Annotated in this window: 21 protein-coding genes; 5 read left to right on the top strand and 16 right to left on the bottom strand. The window is 52.0% G+C overall.

Translation table 11 applies throughout. The annotated features are described in order from the left end of the window. The first annotated feature begins 115 nt into the window (after positions 1–115). On the top strand, positions 116–679 hold the full coding sequence (locus KNP74_RS07970; protein WP_214763972.1) for a TetR/AcrR family transcriptional regulator: 564 nt from the start codon (positions 116–118) through the stop codon (positions 677–679). A 42-nt stretch (positions 680–721) separates the two neighbouring features. On the opposite strand, the gene KNP74_RS07965 is transcribed toward KNP74_RS07970, so the two are convergent. The 5 genes from KNP74_RS07965 to KNP74_RS07945 form a co-directional block, all read right to left on the bottom strand. Next, positions 722–1,831 (bottom strand): NAD(P)/FAD-dependent oxidoreductase, encoded by a 1,110-nt coding sequence (locus KNP74_RS07965; RefSeq protein WP_214763970.1) that lies wholly within the window; start codon positions 1,829–1,831, stop codon positions 722–724. A gap of 80 nt (positions 1,832–1,911) precedes the next feature. Continuing rightward, positions 1,912–2,646, bottom strand: coding sequence for a Bax inhibitor-1/YccA family protein (locus KNP74_RS07960; RefSeq protein ID WP_214752847.1), 735 nt, complete (start codon positions 2,644–2,646; stop codon positions 1,912–1,914). 26 nt (positions 2,647–2,672) lie between these two features. Then, positions 2,673–3,197 (bottom strand): type 1 glutamine amidotransferase domain-containing protein, encoded by a 525-nt coding sequence (locus tag KNP74_RS07955; RefSeq protein ID WP_214763969.1) that lies wholly within the window; start codon positions 3,195–3,197, stop codon positions 2,673–2,675. A gap of 105 nt (positions 3,198–3,302) precedes the next feature. After that, positions 3,303–4,214 carry an NAD(P)-dependent alcohol dehydrogenase gene (locus tag KNP74_RS07950; protein WP_214763968.1) on the bottom strand — a complete coding sequence of 304 codons (912 nt, stop codon included), beginning with the start codon at positions 4,212–4,214 and terminating at the stop codon, positions 3,303–3,305. Positions 4,215–4,318: 104 nt separating this feature from the next. Further along, entirely contained in the window at positions 4,319–4,600 is a 282-nt protein-coding gene (locus tag KNP74_RS07945) for a hypothetical protein (protein WP_138859493.1), read from the bottom strand. Positions 4,601–4,772: 172 nt separating this feature from the next. On the opposite strand from KNP74_RS07945, the gene KNP74_RS07940 reads away from it, so the two are divergent. From KNP74_RS07940 to KNP74_RS07930, 3 genes are all read left to right on the top strand, one after another. Further along, positions 4,773–5,444, top strand: coding sequence for a Type 1 glutamine amidotransferase-like domain-containing protein (locus KNP74_RS07940; protein ID WP_214763967.1), 672 nt, complete (start codon positions 4,773–4,775; stop codon positions 5,442–5,444). 154 nt (positions 5,445–5,598) lie between these two features. Beyond that, positions 5,599–6,393 carry a thymidylate synthase gene (locus KNP74_RS07935; RefSeq protein WP_034777438.1) on the top strand — a complete coding sequence of 265 codons (795 nt, stop codon included), beginning with the start codon at positions 5,599–5,601 and terminating at the stop codon, positions 6,391–6,393. Beyond that, positions 6,390–6,869, top strand: a complete 480-nt coding sequence (locus tag KNP74_RS07930; RefSeq protein ID WP_214711018.1) for a dihydrofolate reductase — start codon at positions 6,390–6,392, stop codon at positions 6,867–6,869. Before KNP74_RS07935 ends, KNP74_RS07930 begins: the two co-directional genes overlap by 4 nt. Positions 6,870–6,884: 15 nt before the next feature. Here KNP74_RS07930 and KNP74_RS07925 read toward each other — a convergent pair whose 3' ends face one another. From KNP74_RS07925 to KNP74_RS07900, 6 genes are all read right to left on the bottom strand, one after another. Beyond that, entirely contained in the window at positions 6,885–8,375 is a 1,491-nt protein-coding gene (locus KNP74_RS07925) for a GGDEF domain-containing protein (RefSeq protein ID WP_138859495.1), read from the bottom strand. A 169-nt stretch (positions 8,376–8,544) separates the two neighbouring features. Further along, on the bottom strand, positions 8,545–9,945 hold the full coding sequence (fumC, locus tag KNP74_RS07920; RefSeq protein ID WP_034777433.1) for a class II fumarate hydratase: 1,401 nt from the start codon (positions 9,943–9,945) through the stop codon (positions 8,545–8,547). A 106-nt stretch (positions 9,946–10,051) separates the two neighbouring features. Then, positions 10,052–10,441, bottom strand: coding sequence for a reverse transcriptase-like protein (locus KNP74_RS07915; RefSeq protein WP_214763966.1), 390 nt, complete (start codon positions 10,439–10,441; stop codon positions 10,052–10,054). Beyond that, a complete protein-coding gene (locus tag KNP74_RS07910) occupies positions 10,422–11,204 on the bottom strand; it encodes a 5'-3' exonuclease (protein WP_138859497.1) in 783 nt (260 codons plus the stop codon). Before KNP74_RS07910 ends, KNP74_RS07915 begins: the two co-directional genes overlap by 20 nt. Beyond that, positions 11,204–12,133, bottom strand: coding sequence for a CobW family GTP-binding protein (locus tag KNP74_RS07905; RefSeq protein WP_214763965.1), 930 nt, complete (start codon positions 12,131–12,133; stop codon positions 11,204–11,206). The genes KNP74_RS07910 and KNP74_RS07905 overlap by 1 nt, the downstream gene beginning before the upstream one ends. 15 nt (positions 12,134–12,148) lie before the next feature. Beyond that, on the bottom strand, positions 12,149–13,327 hold the full coding sequence (locus KNP74_RS07900) for a DNA-binding protein (protein ID WP_214763964.1): 1,179 nt from the start codon (positions 13,325–13,327) through the stop codon (positions 12,149–12,151). Positions 13,328–13,483: 156 nt separating this feature from the next. Here KNP74_RS07900 and KNP74_RS07895 point away from each other — a divergent pair, with 156 nt between their 5' ends. Next, complete coding sequence (locus KNP74_RS07895) at positions 13,484–13,996, top strand: hypothetical protein (protein WP_138859499.1); 513 nt, start codon at positions 13,484–13,486, stop codon at positions 13,994–13,996. Between the two features lie 42 nt (positions 13,997–14,038). Here KNP74_RS07895 and hfq read toward each other — a convergent pair whose 3' ends face one another. From hfq to KNP74_RS07870, 5 genes are all read right to left on the bottom strand, one after another. Next, the gene (gene hfq / locus KNP74_RS07890) at positions 14,039–14,287 is read right to left on the bottom strand and encodes an RNA chaperone Hfq (protein WP_021067304.1); all 249 of its coding nucleotides are present in this window, start codon (positions 14,285–14,287) and stop codon (positions 14,039–14,041) included. Positions 14,288–14,299: 12 nt separating this feature from the next. After that, positions 14,300–15,250 carry a tRNA (adenosine(37)-N6)-dimethylallyltransferase MiaA gene (miaA, locus tag KNP74_RS07885; protein WP_214763963.1) on the bottom strand — a complete coding sequence of 317 codons (951 nt, stop codon included), beginning with the start codon at positions 15,248–15,250 and terminating at the stop codon, positions 14,300–14,302. 236 nt (positions 15,251–15,486) lie between these two features. After that, the gene (locus KNP74_RS07880; RefSeq protein ID WP_214752831.1) at positions 15,487–16,080 is read right to left on the bottom strand and encodes an AmiS/UreI family transporter; all 594 of its coding nucleotides are present in this window, start codon (positions 16,078–16,080) and stop codon (positions 15,487–15,489) included. Between the two features lie 111 nt (positions 16,081–16,191). Further along, on the bottom strand, positions 16,192–17,052 hold the full coding sequence (locus KNP74_RS07875) for a PPK2 family polyphosphate kinase (RefSeq protein ID WP_034777421.1): 861 nt from the start codon (positions 17,050–17,052) through the stop codon (positions 16,192–16,194). A 112-nt stretch (positions 17,053–17,164) separates the two neighbouring features. Beyond that, a complete protein-coding gene (locus KNP74_RS07870) occupies positions 17,165–18,694 on the bottom strand; it encodes a M4 family metallopeptidase (protein ID WP_214763962.1) in 1,530 nt (509 codons plus the stop codon). Between the last annotated feature and the right edge of the window lie 7 nt (positions 18,695–18,701).

Genomic DNA, 18,701 nt, shown 5'->3' with positions numbered 1-18,701 from the left:
CACTCCTTAGTTTTGAAATTTACTATATATATGATTACAAAACTAGTATATCACGTTATTTTTTGAAATGGAAATGGTATATTGATTACAAAACATTAGAGAAGCGAGGGTCATCATGGATGGATTCACAAAACGAACTGAAACGAAACGACGAGCAATCTTAGACGCCGCCTTTCGACTAATGAACGAGAAGCAGTCCCGTTTCACGGTGAGTGAGCTTGCTCGCGCCGCCTCGGTCTCACCGGTATCGATTTATAATTACTTCGGCTCCAAAGAACAAGTGATTGTCGCCGTCTTGACCGAAATGACGGAGGAACAGATGGGATGGATCGAGTCACAAATCGCTGACACCGTCCCGTTCGATCAATTGCTGATCGAGATTTTGTCTCGTAAAATCGAGACGGCCGGGCTGTTCGACGAGACGATCACGACGACGATTCAAGCGGACGCATCGTGGCAACAGTTGGCCGGTCGAGGCTACGCCGCATTCCGGCAATTGATTGAGTACGGGAAGACGAGCGGGGCCATCGACCCGGAGCTGTCGACCGATTCGTACTTACGCTACGTCCAACTCGTGCAACAGGCGATTTTGTCCGACCCGTCCTTCCCGTCAGGTGACATGAGCTCGTTGATGCAAGACTATTTTCATTTCTTCTTGAACGGAATCATGAGCCGTTGACGACAAACAAGCGACCACCGAAGAGGATGGTCGCTTGTTTTCTCATGTCAGATAGATGAAATCTTCAATCGGATAAAGCGACATATCGAGCTCGCAGTCCCCTGTCAGAACGAGATCGGCGAGCACTTTCCCGATGAACGGGCCGACCGTCAAACCGGATGACCCGAGACCGTTCGCGACGAGCAACTGCTCCGCTCCCGGCACGCGGCCAAGAATCGGGATCGAGTTCGGGGTGACCGGACGGAAGCCGACCCGCGTCTCAATCAGTTCGGCCTCAGCGAGTCCCGGGGCCGATTCTAGTCCTTTCGAGAGCACTTCATGAATCCCGATTGCCGTCGGCCGTGCGTCGAACGCCTTGTCCCGCTCGTGCGTCGAGCCGATGACGATGCGTCCTTCCTCAAATCCGAGCAAATAGCGGCGCCGCGGCGGCATGACGACCGGCCAGTCGGACGCGTCCGTATCCGGCAGCTGAACGTGCACGATTTGCGCCTTTTCCCCGGCGACACGGGCCGTGTATCCAATTGGCTCCATCAACTCGGGCAACCACGCCCCGCAGGCGAGCACGATCTCATCCGCCTCAAAGCGGACCCCGTCGCACTCGACGTGATAGCCGTCCGCTTCGACGAGGACGGCCGAACCGTCAATCATGGTGACGCCGCGCTTCACGGCGACCCGTTCGAGTGCCGCCCGCAATTTCTCTCCATCGACGCGTGCCCCGCCTTCGACGAGTAGGGCGTCATATTCGTCCGAGAGCGGTGGGAAGAGTACTCTCGCTTCTTCTGCCGTCATCCGGGTCAAGTCGCCGATTTCCGGGGCTTCTTCCCGGCGTAGCGCCGTCCGCTCTTGCATCTCGTTCAACTTTTTGTCTTCGTGCAAGGCGAGCGTCCCGACGCGTTTATAGCCCGTCTCCGTCTCTCCTTCTTGCTTCAAGTCGTCGACGACGGTCGCGTAGTAGTGAGCGCCCCCTTTGGCGAGCGCGTACCACGCCTTGTTCCGGCGCTGGGCGATCCACGGGCAGACGATGCCTGCTGCCGCGTCAGTCGCACGGCCCTTCTCTTTACGGTCAATGACGGTGACGTCGGCTTTCCCGGCCAGATGGTACGCGGTCGAGATGCCGACGATTCCTGATCCAATCACAATCACTTTTTTCATAACAGTAGCACCATCATCGGTTCGATGACGGCTTCACATCCTTTCCTTTCATAAAAAATCACCGGCCCGAAGGCCGATGATCAGTCGCGCATGGCGAGGCGATACAGTAAATCAAGAATTTCAATATAGAGCCAGATGAGCGTCACAATCAACCCGAACGCCGCGACCCATTCGAGCTCTTTCGGAGCCCGGCTCTCGACTTGACGAGCGATATAGTCGAAATCAAGCACGAGCGCGAGTGAGGCGATGATGACAATTACAAATTGCACGCCGATGGCAAGCGGTGACGAGCCCGTCATGAACGGGAGTCCTGAACCAAAGAAGCTCATCCCGATTTGAACGAGATAAAGCAACATGACCGTAAAGATCGCGGCCGTGACACCGGCGCGGAACTTTTGCGTCACTTTGACGAGACCCGTCGAGTAGACGAACCACATCGCGAACGCGACGATGAACGTCGTCAAGACGGCACGGCCGACGATGCCCGGAAGCATCGCTTCGAAGAAGTACGAGATCAACCCGACGAACACCCCTTCGACAATACCATACAATGGCGCGACGACAGGTGCCGTTCTCGGTTTGAACGTGATGACGAGTGCTAAGACCAAGCCGAGGATGAGCGAGCCGATCATGAGCGGGAACAATAACGCCTCACCGATTGTCGGCACGAGCATCCACGTCGTCCCGGCGGCTGCCGTGACGAGCAAGAGCAGCGTGAACACTTTCGACCACGTACCGGCTTTCGTCATCGGCGTGGCGCTATAAGCTGTTGTCTCCATTGATTTACGGAGAACTGGATTCGATTTAAGTCTCAACTGTCGTTAACCCCTTTATTCTATTTTCAGTTCTTGGCCATGACTTTAATGAATTCCCGCATATAGTCAGGCAGGTCAGGCGGACGGCGGCTCGAGACGATATGACCGTCGACGACGACCGGCTCATCGTGCCAAATCGCACCCGCGTTTTCCATATCATCTTTAATACCCGGTGTGCTCGTGACGTTGACACCATCAAGAATCTTCGCTGAAATCAATACCCAGCCAGCGTGACAGATTTGACCGATTGGCCGTTTCTCGTCATGCATATAGCGGACGAACCCTTTCACCGAATCGAAGCGGCGCAACAAGTCGGGTGACCAGCCACCTGGGACGAGGATAGCGTCGTATGATGAGATGTCGACGTCATCGAACGCGATGTCCGATTTGGCTGGAACGCCGTACTTACCGATATAGGCGTGATCCGCCTTCTCGCCGGCGAGGGTGACGTTTGCGCCTTCCTCGCGTAACCGATGGACCGGATACCATAATTCTAAGTCTTCAAAGTCGTCACTGACGATTTGCAGGACATTCTTACCTTGTAATTGCATCGAATCCCTCCCTTTATTTGTCTTTCACAAGTATACCCTATAAGACACGTGGCGAAAACAGTGACGATTGACGAAACGCACGTCGCTTAACTTGAATCAATTTGCTTATGTCACGGTCACAATCACATTTCCAGCCTTTCCTCCGGCATCAACGTATCGGTGCACCGCGACGATGTCCTCGAGCGGATAAACCGAATCGATGACGGCCTTTAACCGGCCGGGTTCAAACAGATCGTTCAGGAAAGTCAAATCCTCTTTCCGTTCACTCGCAGGTCCTTGTCCGGCGACAGAACTGAATTTCCCGTGTTCGGCGACATGCTTCCGGGCCAACCGCTTATCGATTTTCCCGGCCGCTTCGAACACAGCGTCGTATGTGGTCAGTTTCTCGTCGTAGCCGTCTATGGTGTAGTCAATCACGACGTCCGCGCCGAGACTTCTGACGAGTTCGAAGTTCCGTTCTCGACAGACTGCCGTTACGCGAGCCCCGTAATAGTTCGCGATTTGAACGGCCATCGAACCGACTGCTCCGGAGGCCCCGTAAATTAATACGGTCTTCGCTTGTTCGATGTTCACTTTACGCAAAAAGTGAAGAGTCGTCGTTCCGCCAAACGGCAAGCTGGCTGCTTCGACAAAACTAGCGTTGTTCGGCATGCGTTCGACACATTTATTCGCTTTGACACACGCATATTCAGCGTAGCCGCCGAACCGCACCCCGGTCAGCGCATAGACACGGTCACCGACCTTGAAGTCTTCAACGCGACTACCCGTCTCGACGATCTCCCCTGCCAAGACGACACCAAGAATCGGTTGGCGCGGCGCCTTGAAACCGACGATGACTCGCATCGGGAGCTTACCTAGAGCCGGTACATCAAGAGCCCGTAATCGAAGGTCGCCGGAATGGACGGCAGAGGTGTGAACTTTGATTAACAACTCATCCGATTTTGGCACAGGCTTGTCGACCTCTCGGAGCTGCAACACGTCAGGTGGCCCATATCCGGTACAAATCACTGCTCTCATCGTAACCCTCCTCTTAAGACGTGCAGTAGTTACTAATGAATTCACCGTCTCAATAAAACAAAACTAGATGGAAAAGTCATCTGGTTCCTGGAATGAGTTTTTCATCAAACAAGCTGAGGAATAAGAATGACCGCCAACAGAAAAACGGAAGTGATTTTTACTTTGTTACGATTCAATGCGAAAGGAAGCAGGAATAACCCAAGAAAAGTAATGGCAAGGGCGATAAGTCCATGGATGAAGTACCCTTCAGTGGATGCGATTGGGATGCTGATCACCTGAATGGTTGGATTTAAGAAAAAGCCCATCGTTTCAAAAACAAGATTTCCGATTAGGCCAAGGCTCAGTAAGCATACGGATAATAAGAAAATTAATGATTGCTTCTTCACGATAATCCTCCTTTTGAACGTACATCAATCAACATGACAAGGTAGACTCGTTTGTCTTCTTCATTATAAACAATCACATATTATTTATGGAAAAAATTTCAACCAGTTCGGTTACAATGAGATTGATTCTAATCAATTTATTGAAAGAACTTTCATACGAAGGAGGCTCACTATGAAGACGTGCTACTATCTTGGATGGTTCAACGATTTTTTCCCAACTCATTTGGCAGATGCCTTGTCACGAGACGTGACAAATCGGCATTCCCTCGTAATGATCAGCTCGGACCCTGCCTCAACTGCGGAAAATGGTGTTATCGAGCTATCGTGGTTACAGGAAGCCGGCATCTTGTTCAACGACTATCACGTAATCAATTATGAAACGGGCCGAACTAATGCAAAACATCTTCTTAAAGTAGCTTCGATGATCTTCTTGTTAGGTGGGGACACCGTCAAGCAAAATCAGTTCATACATGAATATGACCTAATCCAATCGATTCAACAAAGCGAGGCCATCGTCATAGGCGCTAGTGCAGGCGCAATCAATATGTCTTTGTCTTGGTTATGCCCGCCATACATGGGTTATGAGGTTTCAACCCCAACGATTTTCCAGGGCGTGGCCCTCAACGATTTTTCGGTGCTCTCCCACTTCGATCTCGAACATCACATGCACATCGTCAAGCAAGAGCTCGCCCTCTTATCCGAAGAATTACCAATCTATTTGTCGAACAAAGATTGTGCACTTCGTGTTCAAGGTGATCAAGTCGATATCTTCGGAGACGTTTATTTGTACGCGAATCGAAACATAACGAAGCTACCTGAGACCACATCTTTCCATACAGATTAGTCCCTCCCATTACGATATGGTTTCATGTTAAATCCGAGATAATTATCGCTTGCAAAATCTGTATGTAGAAATCGAAACGTTATGTCGTCAATATATTGTGTTATAATGAGTGCGTCTTTTTGTAAATTTTTGAACGAGAAAGGGGACTTCCCACATGAAACAATACCATGATTTATGCACCCATATCCTCGAGAACGGGGTCGTCAAAGAAGACCGCACCGGGACCGGGACGACGAGCGTGTTCGGCTACCAGATGCGTTTCAACCTTCAGGACGGGTTCCCCCTGATCACGACGAAGAAATTACATACGCGTTCCATCATCCATGAACTGCTCTGGTTCATCACTGGCGACACGAACGTCAAATACCTTCAAGACAATGGGGTTCGTATTTGGAACGAGTGGGCCGATGAGGACGGTAATCTCGGTCCTGTCTACGGGGCGCAGTGGCGCTCGTTTCCGAAACCAGACGGCACGACTGTCGACCAGCTCGCGCAAGTAATCGAGCAAATCAAAACGAACCCTGACTCGCGCCGACTCATCGTCTCGGCCTGGAATCCAGGGCAACTTGAAGACATGGCGTTGCCGCCGTGCCATCTCATGTTCCAGTTTTACGTCGCGGACGGAAAATTGTCGTGCCAGCTCTATCAACGAAGCGCTGACACGTTCCTCGGTGTCCCGTTCAATATCGCGTCTTACGCTTTGCTCACGCATATGGTCGCCCATGTGACCGGGCTTGAAGTCGGAGACTTCGTCCATACGCTCGGCGACGCCCACATTTACCATAACCACCTCGAACAAGTGAAGCTGCAATTGACGCGTGAGACCCGACCGCTCCCGACATTGAACATCCTGCGTGACGTGTCATCCATCGAGGACTTCCGGTTTGAAGACTTCGAGATTGTCGGCTATGACCCTCATCCACACATTAAAGGAGAAGTGAGCGTATGATCATCCATGTCGTCGCCATCGGGAGCAATCGGGAAATCGGGAAAGATAACGCCTTGTTGTGGCGTCTGCCCGATGACTTGAAGCAATTCAAAGCCATCACGACGGGTCAAACGGTCGTCATGGGACGAAAGACGTTTGAATCGATTGGTCGGCCGCTGCCGAACCGACGCAATATCGTCGTCACGTCGGACCGCACCTTCTCGGCTGAAGGTGTCGATGTGTGGCACGACCTCGAGTCGCTTAAAGACGAGACGACAGACCTTTATATCATCGGTGGCGCGACGCTCTATGAGCAGACGCTTTCGATAACGGACCGGTTCTTCGTCACCGAGGTCGATGGCACGTTCGAGGCGGACACGTTTTATCCGTCCCTTCCGGACGGTCTTATCGTGACGAACGAACAGTTTCATCCGGCCGACGAACGGCATGCCTATAGCTTCACATTCCGTCAATATGACAAAAGGGACATCGACTGAGTCGACGTCCCTTTTTTAATCGGGTAATTTTTCGAGCCATTGCTCGATTTTTTCAGTGATCGTGTCCTGATGGTCCTGCTCGGCCAAGTCATCATACAGCGCCCCGAGCTCGAGCGCGGTTCGTTTCGATACGGCCAAGATGTGGCTGTACTTGCCGCGTTGCTCTTTGACGGCTGATAAGGTCCCTCTCGTCTCGTTCGTGCCCGAGTCATCGAGAATAAACATTTCCATATGATCGTTACAGGCGTAACGATCGTATGGGCGATAGATGACCTCGTAGCGACGATGCTGCTTCGGCAAGCGCTCAGCGAGCAAAGCGTACTTCTCAGGACTCATCGTCACGTAAGCGAGCCGTTTCTCCTCGCGGACGGCTGACGAGTAGCGGATGATTCGATTGCGTCCATCGCGCTTCGCCTTGTAGAGCGCCTCATCGGCATAAGCACACCACTCGCCGAGCGTCATACCGGTCTGACAGACCCGTGTATAGCCGATCGATACGGTGACGTGATGTTCATATGTAAATGTCATCTCCTCGATGCGCCTACGGACCCGTTCAAGCACCGCATCGACGACGTGACGCTCGGACACGTTTAGGATGATGAGAAATTCTTCCCCGCCATAACGAATCAATTCGTCACTCGAGCGGATGGCGAGACGGACTTCCTCGGCGACGCGATGCAACACCTCGTCCCCGTAAGCATGACCGAACGTATCGTTCAACTGTTTGAAATGATCGATGTCGAGCAGGGCGAGCGTGAAGCTCTCACCGGAGCGCTCAAGTCGGGACATGAAACGACTGAACGTCGCTTTCAAATATTTTCGGTTGAACGCGCCTGTCAATTCGTCGACGAGGAGCGCGTTCGAGACAAGACGAGCCTTCTCGATATGATGTCCGAGACGAACGAGCCGTTCTTCCATCGGTACCCATTCCTCCCAATAGTCATCGAAGCCGTAAGAATAAGCGGCGAGGCGATAATGTTCATTCGTGCCGATCACGATGAGCGGGACATACAGCTTCTTCATCTTGCTGACGAACGATTGAATCGACCGCTCCGGGAAGCGGGCCCACAGCTCGACGTCCATGATGATGGCTTTCGGGACATCTTCATAGTCATATTCGACGGCCTCTTCTAACGTCTGCAAGAAGACAGGACGCGCCCCGAGCTTTTCGACGCGCGGTTTATACCGGCTATACGTAGAAAAACTGTTAGCTAAAACAAGGACGAGATCCTCGTCTTCCTGCTCGATGCCTAAGACGGTATGGATATAACGTTTCACTGGGGCAATCAAAGCCATCGCCTCCGCTTGCGTCAAGACCGGTGGCAATTCACGAACATCAGACTCGACACGACTGAAAATCTCAAGCAAGTGCATCAAGCGGCGACGCTTCACTTCTTGCTTCATCCAATCTAATAAAAACTCGATCTCTGATGTTTGAATCTGTCTCGCGCTCGTGATTTGCGTCAAAATAGTATGTATACGATCTGTGAGTTGCTGCTGCTTCATTCCCGACCCCCCAGTTTCGTTCTCCCCGATATGTTCTTCTGTCTATGATTATGCGACTTTATCCACGGAAATACAACTATTTACTTATTTTCTGCCCATTGTTTGACAGTAAGATAGTGCTTATGACCCATTACATCATGAAAAAGAGCGGTCATCGACCGCTCTTTTCTTATTTTCCAACTTTTAGGTTAGGAGATGTCATCTCTTCTGGACGAATCCATTCGTCAAACTGCTCTTCTGTCAATAGTCCTGTCTCTAGCGCCGCTTCTTTTAAAGAGGTCCCATTCTTATGTGCTAGTTTTGCGATTTTAGCCGCATTCTCGTAGCCGATATGCGGGTTGAGCGCTGTCACGAGCATGAGCGAACGATCAACGTTGTGCGCGATAACGTCCAAGTCTGGTTCGATGCCGACGGCGCAATGCACGTCGAACGAATGAAGACTGTCCGTCAACAGGCGGCACGTCTGGAGGAAGTTGTACATGATGACGGGTTTGAACACGTTTAACTCGAAGTTTCCTTGGCTCGCCCCGAATCCAATCGTCGCATCATTGCCGAGCACTTGGGCCGCGACCATCGTCAACGCCTCACTCTGAGTCGGGTTCACTTTACCAGGCATGATCGAGCTGCCCGGTTCGTTCTCCGGAATCAAGATCTCACCGATACCGGCACGCGGGCCAGAAGCGAGCCAACGGACGTCGTTGGCAATCTTCATCGCATCCATGGCGAGCGCTTTCAAGGCACCGTGTGTGAACACGAGCTGATCGTGGCTCGTGAGCGCATGGAACTTGTTGACGGCCGTGATAAAACGTTTTCCGGTCTCTTGCGAGATCTTCTCGGCCACGACTTCTCCGAACCGTGGATGAGCATTGATCCCCGTCCCGACTGCCGTCCCGCCGAGGGCGAGCTCTGTCAACGGTTCGAGCGTACGCTCAATCATCTGTTTCGACAGCTCGAGCATCCGGACCCAACCACTGATCTCTTGACCGAGCGTGACTGGCGTCGCGTCTTGCAAGTGCGTCCGACCGATCTTGACGATGTCCATGAATGACTCGGCCTTCTTCGCGAGCGTCGCGTGGAGCGCCTCGATTGACGGCAACACATGGTCCTCAACCGCGAGGATGGCGGCGATGTGCATCGCCGTCGGATATGTGTCGTTCGAGCTCTGCGACTTGTTGACGTCGTCGTTCGGATGAATCGTGAGCGTTTGACCACGCTCTTTCAACTTATCATTCGCCAAATGGGCGATGACTTCGTTGACGTTCATGTTCGACTGTGTCCCTGAACCCGTTTGCCAGACGACGAGTGGAAACTCGGCGTCATGTTTCCCGGCGACGATCTCATCGGCGACTTCGGCGATGACGTCGGCTTTCGCTTGCTCCAACACACCGAGCTCGGCGTTGGCGAGTGCGGCACCTTTTTTCAAAATCGCGAAGGCATGCACGACCTCGAGCGGCATCTTTTCCGTGCCGATTTTAAAGTTCTCTAGACTGCGCTGTGTTTGGGCTCCCCATTTGGCTGAAGCCGGAACGTTGATTTCCCCCATCGTGTCCCGTTCGATCCGATATTCCATGAAAATTCCCCCTCTTTTTTTGACTACGCTTTCATTTTATCGAAACTTTTGCAAAAAAGAAATCATTCCCCTGCAATTGACAAAAAGTCGGGCCAAAGCCCGACTCTCATCCGATCAACAATGCCTGTTTCGCCACGTCATGGGCCCGGTTCTCTGCCCGCGGGATCCATTTGATGAACTTGTTTGGCAATTCGTCATACAGCGTCAGCGCCTTGACGAACAAAGGACGCACCGCTTGGTCTTTTAAGAACCTCTGCTCGAGCGCCCGCACGACCGTCTCGGCGTCCGAATAGAACATGAACGTCGATTCGTCCGTGAGCGTATGCGCTTGTTCGAGGGCGAACGCGAGCGCGGCGAGTTCGGCCTGAACGCTCGTCAGCCCGACACGTTTGGCGATGTACGTGGATACGGTGCCGTCCGTTGTCTTAATCCAGACACCAAGACCGTTCTCACCCGCCTCTTGGTTCGTCGCCGCATCAAAATAAATGTGAACCAAAGCGATACGCCTCCCAATCCGTTTCGATCGGTGCATGGATATCGATGAGCGAGAGACGTTTCGACAAGAGCGCCACTTCTTCTTGCCCGTCGAGCTTCTTCGCAAACTTCCGATGCGCCTCTTGGAGTGCTTCTTGTCTCAAGATGTCATACAGCGCTTCAACCGTGTCGTATGACTGGACAAGAATCGTCGCCGTCTTTGGTCCGATGCCGCGGACGCCTGGAATATTGTCCGAGGCATCACCTTGGAGCGCTTTCACATCGACGAACTGTCCGGGCCGTATTCCATAAGTCGTCTCGAATATGTCCTGGTTCATCATCATCTCTTCCCCCTTTTTCGGGACGATTTGAAACACGTTCGGGGAAAGCAGCTGATGCAAATCACGGTCTGACGAATACATATACGATTCACCCGGGAACGCGGTCGCGACGGCCCCGATCAAATCGTCGGCCTCATATCCGGCGAGCTCGGACTGAAAAATGCCGCGCTCGCTCAACGCTGCCCGCAACTTGACGTAATCGTGGAACAACGGTTCCGGTAAGCCGGTACGAGTCGCTTTATAGTCCGAAAACAGGGCGTAACGATGCGTCGTCTCGCGTGGTCCGTCCCAAAAGAAGGCGATATGTGTGAAGTCGTTCGTCCACCCGTCAACTTTACGGAGCAGTCCTTTCAACGTCACATCGGGATCGAGCGCCCGACGACGCTCTGTGGCAAAATAATAACGCGACAGAAGGTTAAACCCATCGACCAACATCAATTTCATCATTCATCCACCTCACAAGCTTGTAATCCGCGCGCTAGCGCGTCTCGATCGAGATTCTTCCCGATCCAGACGAAGACGGAACGCGAGTCGTCGCTCGGTTCGTTGGCGAACGTCGCCCCCATCAGTTGATTTGTCGCTTGGACGACGAATTTTGATGTTTCTCCGTCTAAACGGACAATCGCCTTCAAGCGATAGACATCGTCCTCATAGTGCATGAGCACCTCGCGTACGTATTGCGTGACACGTTCCCGACGTAGTGGGACGTCGGTCGTGAGCGTCACGGCCCGTAGTGAAGAGACGGACGTGTGCCCTGCTGTCAGTCGACCGAGGAGTTGCTCGTCGACTCGTGAAAGCTGGAACGTATTTTCCGTCAAGTCATAGTCCCCTAGCGTTTGGACCGTCTCAATGACCCGAACGGTCGGATTTAGTGCTTTAATCCGTTCATGCGCTTGTTCGAGCGTGACGTCATCGATGAGGTCGATTTTGTTCATCAGAATCACATCTGCATAGGCGATTTGATGGATTCCTTCTATAAACAATTCGCGGTCCATTTGACTAGCGTCGACGACCGTCAAAATCGCCGTCAGCTTGAACCGTGTCCGTAAGTAATCATCGTAATAGATCGTCTGGATGATCGGTGCCGGATCGGCGACACCAGTTGTCTCGATGACGATGCGGTCAAATGTATCTCTGGACGCAAGCTGATAGAACGTCTTACTCAAATCGCTTTGAATCGAGCAACAGATGCAACCGTTCGATAACTCGATCTGTTCTTGGTCCATCTGGACGATCAACTGTTCGTCGATATTGACTGAGCCAAGCTCGTTGACGATGACGAGCAATCGCTCGTCCGTCGCTTCTAGCAAGCGATTCATATAGGTCGTTTTTCCGGCGCCTAAAAAACCGGTCACCAATTGCACGGGAATCATGTACTGCACCTCACCTTATAAATTTTCGTGGACCCGCGCCCACTTCTCATAACGGGCATCCAACAAGTCGATCAGATGGAGCATCCATCCTTCCGTCGTGACCGGTAACACGCTCGAGCCCCACTCGCGCTTGCCGTGGTGGGACAAAATCATATGCCAAATCCGATGATGGACGTCGAGCGGAAGTGTGACGCCGGCAGCTTGTTGACTTCTTTCGAACAACAGTCCGCCGTACGGCATGTGTCCGATCAAGCTTCCCATCGGGTTGATGGAGATCCCGGTCGTCCCACTCGTGCCGCTGACCGAGAACAGTTGCTCAAACCGGTTCGGGGACGATAGCAAGTGACTGTACTCGAACAACTTACCGATATCATGGAACAAAATCCCGAGCGCGAGCTCGTCCCAACGGAGTGGCTCTTTCAACTCGGCGATGGCCTCACAGGCCGCGTAAAGCGACTCGAACGTGCCGCGGAACGCCTGTTCAACTTTTACACCGTTCATCGTATTCCAAACGTCTACTTTGTGCAACTGCTCGGCTTCTTTGATGACCCGGAACGCCATCGCCAAATGGTCGTCTTGTTCTTGGAACCGATAACCAAGTCGAAGCATACAGACCGTGTGCTTCAAGAGGCCGCCGACATAGTTATGATGATGATACAGTGCGGCCGGTGCGAGAACGAAATCGTCCCAATAGCGGTCGAGCAGTGACAACGCGATCGCTTGATAGTCTGGCGAGAGCGTCGACAGAATCGCGAACAGCTCGTCGGCGTATTGTTCCATCGTCTCGTCTCCAGGAAGACCTGGCAACAACGATACCGCTTCGTCCCGGGCAATCGGTTTGGCCCGGTCGATCGTAATCGATTTGGCGCCGTCCGGTTTTGGGTAGACGTCGATTTTCCCTTCGAGCTCGATGACGCCTGACTCGTAAATCGGCAACAATTGATCTTCATTGCCGCGCAACCACTGCTTGGCACGGATGAGTCCGCTCGAGGTCGTCAAATTGAGCTGTAACCATTTCGCCCCGGATTTGCCTTCTCGAACTTCGACCGTACTGACGAGCGCTTTCGTCTGAACCGGTGTTCCGTCTGTCAGGTCCGATAGCCGTGTCGCCGACTTCTCTACGGTCGGAAGTTGGAACCGTGTTCGGTCGAATCCGCCCCCTGCAATTGGATCAATCTGTTGGTAATAGTTCATGTGCAATGCCCTCCTTCTTCTCTTTGCCCATTGTATCGTGTTTTCCGCTTCGAGGCGAACATACTTTCGTTATAGGTCCAGAAGTTTCCTGAATTATATTGAAAGCGCTTACTATAATTGTTACGATAAAGGCAGTTAGATAAAGGGGGAACTCACATGATTTCATTGGTAGATACGTATGAACGGTTGATCGCAACAGGGGAAGCGACACGTTACGCCACTACGCATTCGACAATCGCAAGCATTTTACAGGCATCGACTTGCCCGGTCTCGCATCAAGAGCTCGTCACGGCGGTCTCGGGGCATGCCGGTAACCCATATACGCCAGACCAACTCGTCGACTCGGTCATCGAGCATGAAATGAAAGGGGCGATGGCCGTCCTGCTCGTCGCCGGTTATCCGATCCAAACACCGCTCGCAAAAGCCGTCGTCTTATCGGCGTTCGCACGCACGAACCGGATGAACATCGAGAAACTGAAAGAACTCGGTCATGCTGACTTGCTCGTGCGGATTCAATCGGCAGAACGATCTTGGAAGCGGACATATACCCACTTGTATCGGTCGGCACCGACACAGCTCTGTGACCAGCTCGACTCACTGCTCGGCGGTTGCGCCGTCCATCGTGTAATTGAAGCACTCGATCTCGACCCGAACGTCAAAACGGCATAAAAAAAGAGCGGTCCCCGGGCCGCCCTTTTTTTATGCCTTGAATTATCCTTCTGTCACTTCGACCGCTTCCGGTTCGAACAACGTGACGTTCCGCGCTGGTGAGAACGTTGAAATCGCATGTTTATAGATCAACTGTTGGCGCCCTTCTGATTCGACGATGACCGTGAAGTTGTCAAACGATTTGATGACTCCCCGAATTTGAAATCCGCTGACTAAAAAGACGGTCGTCGGCACCATTTCTTTACGTAATTGATTCAAAAAATGGTCTTGGATGTTATAGCTAGCCTTCATGTTGCATTCCCCCTAGTCTATGTCTCTTTCAAATAATCGGAATTTTCGAAAAAACTCCTCAACTTCATCATAAATATTTTGATACGATAGTTCAAATGATTTTCTTCCCATATCAACCCAAATCCCATCAAATTGATGACGGAACCATGTTAATTGACGCTTCGCGAATTTGCGCGTGTGCTGTTTGAGCGTCTCGGTCATCTGCTCTCGGGTCATCAATCCATCAAGGTACGGGACGACTTCTTTATAACCGATGGCCCGCATTGCCTGCGTATCCCGATAACCAGCTGCGAGCAAACGTTCGACTTCTTCGATGAGACCCGCTTCGAGCATCAAATCGACACGAAGGTTGATACGCTCATAGAGTACGTCCCGGTCGGCGTGGAGCACAAACAATTTGTAGGCGTAATGCTGGGAGGGGAGGCTATCCATCGCTTGAGCATCCCCTTGCAGTGCGACTTCAAGAGCACGGATGACGCGGCGGACGTTATTTGGATGAATGCTCTCGGCCCGTTTTGGGTCGAGCGACTGCAGGCGGGCGTGCAGCGCTTCAGGACCATTTGTCTCCGCCTCTAACTCGAGCGATTCGCGCAATTCATGGTCGACCGGTCGCTCCGTGAACTCATAGTCATATAAGATTGCTCTAATGTAGAGACCGGTCCCACCGACTAAAATCGGCAATTTCCCGCGCGCGTAGATGTCATCGATCGCCGCCCGGGCCAACTTCTGGAATGTGGCGACGCTCATCGCCTCGTCCGGGTCACAGATATCGATTAAATGATGCGGAACCCCTTCCGCCTCCTCGACCGTCACTTTTGCCGAACCGATATCCATCCCGCGATACACTTGGACCGAGTCGCCCGATACGATTTCACCGTTGAACGCTTTCGCGAGCTCGATTCCTGTCTTCGTCTTCCCGACAGCGGTCGGTCCGACGAGGACGATGACTGGTGTTTGTTCCATCCTTGTCACTCCTCAAACGAAAGACCGTTCCAAAAAGGAAACGGTCCGTTAAATTCTTCTTTTAATTGTATCATCAAACACGACCGCAAACAGCATCCATCCGCATAATAATAGTCCCATCAATAAAATTAAGCCATCACTCAGCCGTGGTCGCCTCCTTTACGTACCTCATTCCCACTTTTCACACTTTAGACACAATTGAATACGTAAAAAAAGACGCTCACGAAGAGCGTCATTCATTGTGTCACTTCAAGAACTCGGCGGCCTCGCCACATCGTGAACCCAATGTAGAGAACCGTCGTGCCGCTCGCTGCCCACCAGATCACGTCATAGAGCGGTGTCATCAAGTTGGCCAGTCCAAACAGCGCCGGGACGATCAGTGTCAACCAAGCGAGCACGAATGCGACTCGGGCCGTCAACCCATCAATTTGGCGCCCAAGACCCATCCCTACATAGAACAGTCCCCACAGGAACGACCAGAACAACCAGGTTACGGCGCCCATCACATCGCCCATCGTGAACGAGATGGTGGCATAAAAAACGGCTGAAATCGAAACAAATAGCGAGAACCAACCGACGCCACGTCCGTCGAGGTCGAACAAAAATGTCACACCGACGTACAAATAGGTGAAAGCGAACAAATAGATGCTCGCATATCCGAACACTTCCGCCGAACTCGCCCCGATGACGAGCCACGTCGCGATGAACGTCTGCAACAGTCCTGTGAAGAGACTGAATACACCCGCACTCTTGACGTCCACTTTCCCGAATAATACGAGGCTGTTAATGAACAGTGCCACACCACCAAATAATAAACTAATATTCCCCACTCTCATTGCTCCTTCGTACAGATGTCTGACGTCTTATTTTATACGTCCACTGTAACGTGAATTCGTTTTCAGTGCAAGTGGGGAAATGGATGTTCACGGAGTCGACAAAGGTCACTCATTCTCGAGCGTTTCAATCGCTTCATCAATCCGGTCCTGTTCGTCCTCCGTAAATGTCGGGAATTTAGGATCGATGTCTTCAAGGACGTCAATCATAATCGTGGAGACGATATATCTGGCGTACCAGTCATCATCTGCCGGGAGCACAAACCAGGGTGCATGTTTCGACGCCGTGTTCGATAACATATCCTCAAAGATATCCTGGTAATCATCCCAATGCTTTCGCTCTTCGACGTCATTAAATGAAAACTCCCAGTTCTTACTTGGATCTTTCAGTCGTTCAAGCAAGCGGTCACGCTGGACTTCTTTTGACACGTTAAAGAAAAATTTGATGACTTTGAATCCGTTCTCATCTAAATATTGTTCAAAGTCATTGATTTGGCGATAACGGACCTTCCATACCGACTCTTTGTCCTCTTCATCAGGGATGACCTCTTCCCCGAGCAAGTCATGGACGCGCGGAGCGATCACTTCTTCATAATGCGACCGGTTCAAGATGCCTACCTGCCCCCGCTCTGGCATGAGGTCATGCATTCGCCACAAGTAATCGTGTTTCTTTTCCGTGTCCGACGGTTTTTGGAACGCGTTCGTCTTCAACCCTTGCGCGTTCAAGTTCGAAAAGATATAACTGATCGCCTCATCTTTGCCGCCGGCATCGAGCGCCTGCAAGACGACAACGATCCCTTTCTTCGATTCGGCGTACAGCTTCCAATGCAACTCTTTCAATCGCTCCACGCTCTTTGGAATCAACTCGTTTTGTAACGTCTCGTCAGATGGCCGATCTTGTATCGTGGTCGGGAAATCGCTGAGACGAATCCCATTTTTATGGTCAATGCGAAAAGTTTGAATATCCATGTGTCCTCCTTGACTCGATTGAATTCTAAGTACAACACCTATTTACCCTATTCTTTCAAAAAATAGCGACAAAAAAATCCTTTCCGCCGAAGCGAAAAGGACTGAATCAAGTTTAGTTGATACCGACCGCATCGAACGATTTCGCCGCTGCGACTGCTTGCGTGCTCGTCGCACCGTGCAAGTCTTTGGCCGATTGAACGACGGCTTGACGTAGGCTTGAGAAGTTCGAAGTCGGTGTCAAGTAGACAGTGAGCGCGCGGTAGTAGACATCACCCATTTGCTTGACGCCGATGCCTTGGACCGAGACGCCGTAGTGTGACCCGCCGCTCGCTAAGAGATAAGCCGCTTTGTTGACGATTCCTGAGTTGATGTGGACGCCGCCGTTATCCTGCGTCCCCGTGTAACGGACCGAGTAGTGGTCCGGGTCACCATATGCTGCCGGATTCGACATCGAACGGAGTCCGTCCCCAGCCACACCAGGCGTGTAGATGTCTTCCCCGACCAACCAGTCGAAGTTCGAGCCGACGCTATACTCCGCGACCGTACCGAAGATATCCGATACCGCCTCGTTGATCGCACCCGATTCATTTTGATAGATCAAACCGGCCGTGTATTCTGTAACGGCGTGTGACAATTCGTGAGCGACAACGTCGAGGGCACCAGAGAGGTACGTGAACGTTTGGCCGTCCCCGTCACCGTACACCATCTTGCTGCCATCCCAGAACGCGTTGTTGTAGCTACGGCTATAGTGGACCGTCGAGTTGAGGGCCGCACCGTTGTTATCGTAACTGTTGCGTCCATAAGTGTTCTTGAAGAAGTCATACGTCTTCGTCGCGTTGACATGGGCACTGACCGCGGCCCGGTCGTACGTCGTGTTCAAGACGTTGTCAGCGTCGGCCCAGAGCGATCCAGGAAGGCGCGTCCGGTTTCCGGCGTCATACGTATAGATGCCTTTACCGCGCGTCGAGTCTTGGAGATAGTAGTATGAACCGCTCTTCGTCGTCTTGAACGTTTGGCTCTGGCCAAGGACGTCGATTCCCGTGCCCGTATACGTCGTACCCGTGACGCCGTTCGTCGGTTTGGCGTGTGCCAATTGGTTGTATTTGTTCAATACTTTCCCGCTTGCCGCATCGATGAAGTACGTCCAGCGTGACGGCTCTTCCGCATCAAGGATCGTCCCGGTCACTTCATACGCATAGACCGCCTCTTCACCATTCGGATAGACGACGAGTTCCGCTGCCGGCTCAAGCTCGTATGCGCCTTTGTGGCCGACAAGCTCTTTATAACGAGCGACCGCTTTTTGCTCATTCAGCTTGATCGATTTATGTAATCCTTTAAGTTGTTTCGTATCATCGACGACCGTTTTCAATTGGCCATCGTTATCGACGACACCGACGACGACTCCGCCGAAGACTGGCACTCCGTCGACCGTCTGTTGTAATTTGACAACTTGTCCGACTTTGTCACGCTTCGATTCGAGCGTTTTGAATTCGCCTTTCGCTTTCGCATACTCTTTGACGATCGTCGTCGGGGCTTCGTTCGATGGTTTCGTCAACGTGCCCGACTTGAGCTCCGCCGCGCCGACGAGTTGTGGCACGAGCAAGACGCCTGCGATGAGTGATGTAGATAAAACTTTTTTCATGTGTATT

It is taken from the genome of Exiguobacterium sp. s141, from assembly GCF_018618085.1.
Classification (GTDB): Bacteria; Bacillota; Bacilli; order Exiguobacteriales; family Exiguobacteriaceae; genus Exiguobacterium; species Exiguobacterium mexicanum_A.
Note: the sequence above shows the minus strand (reverse complement) of the source record. Positions and strands in the feature narration are given on the sequence as shown.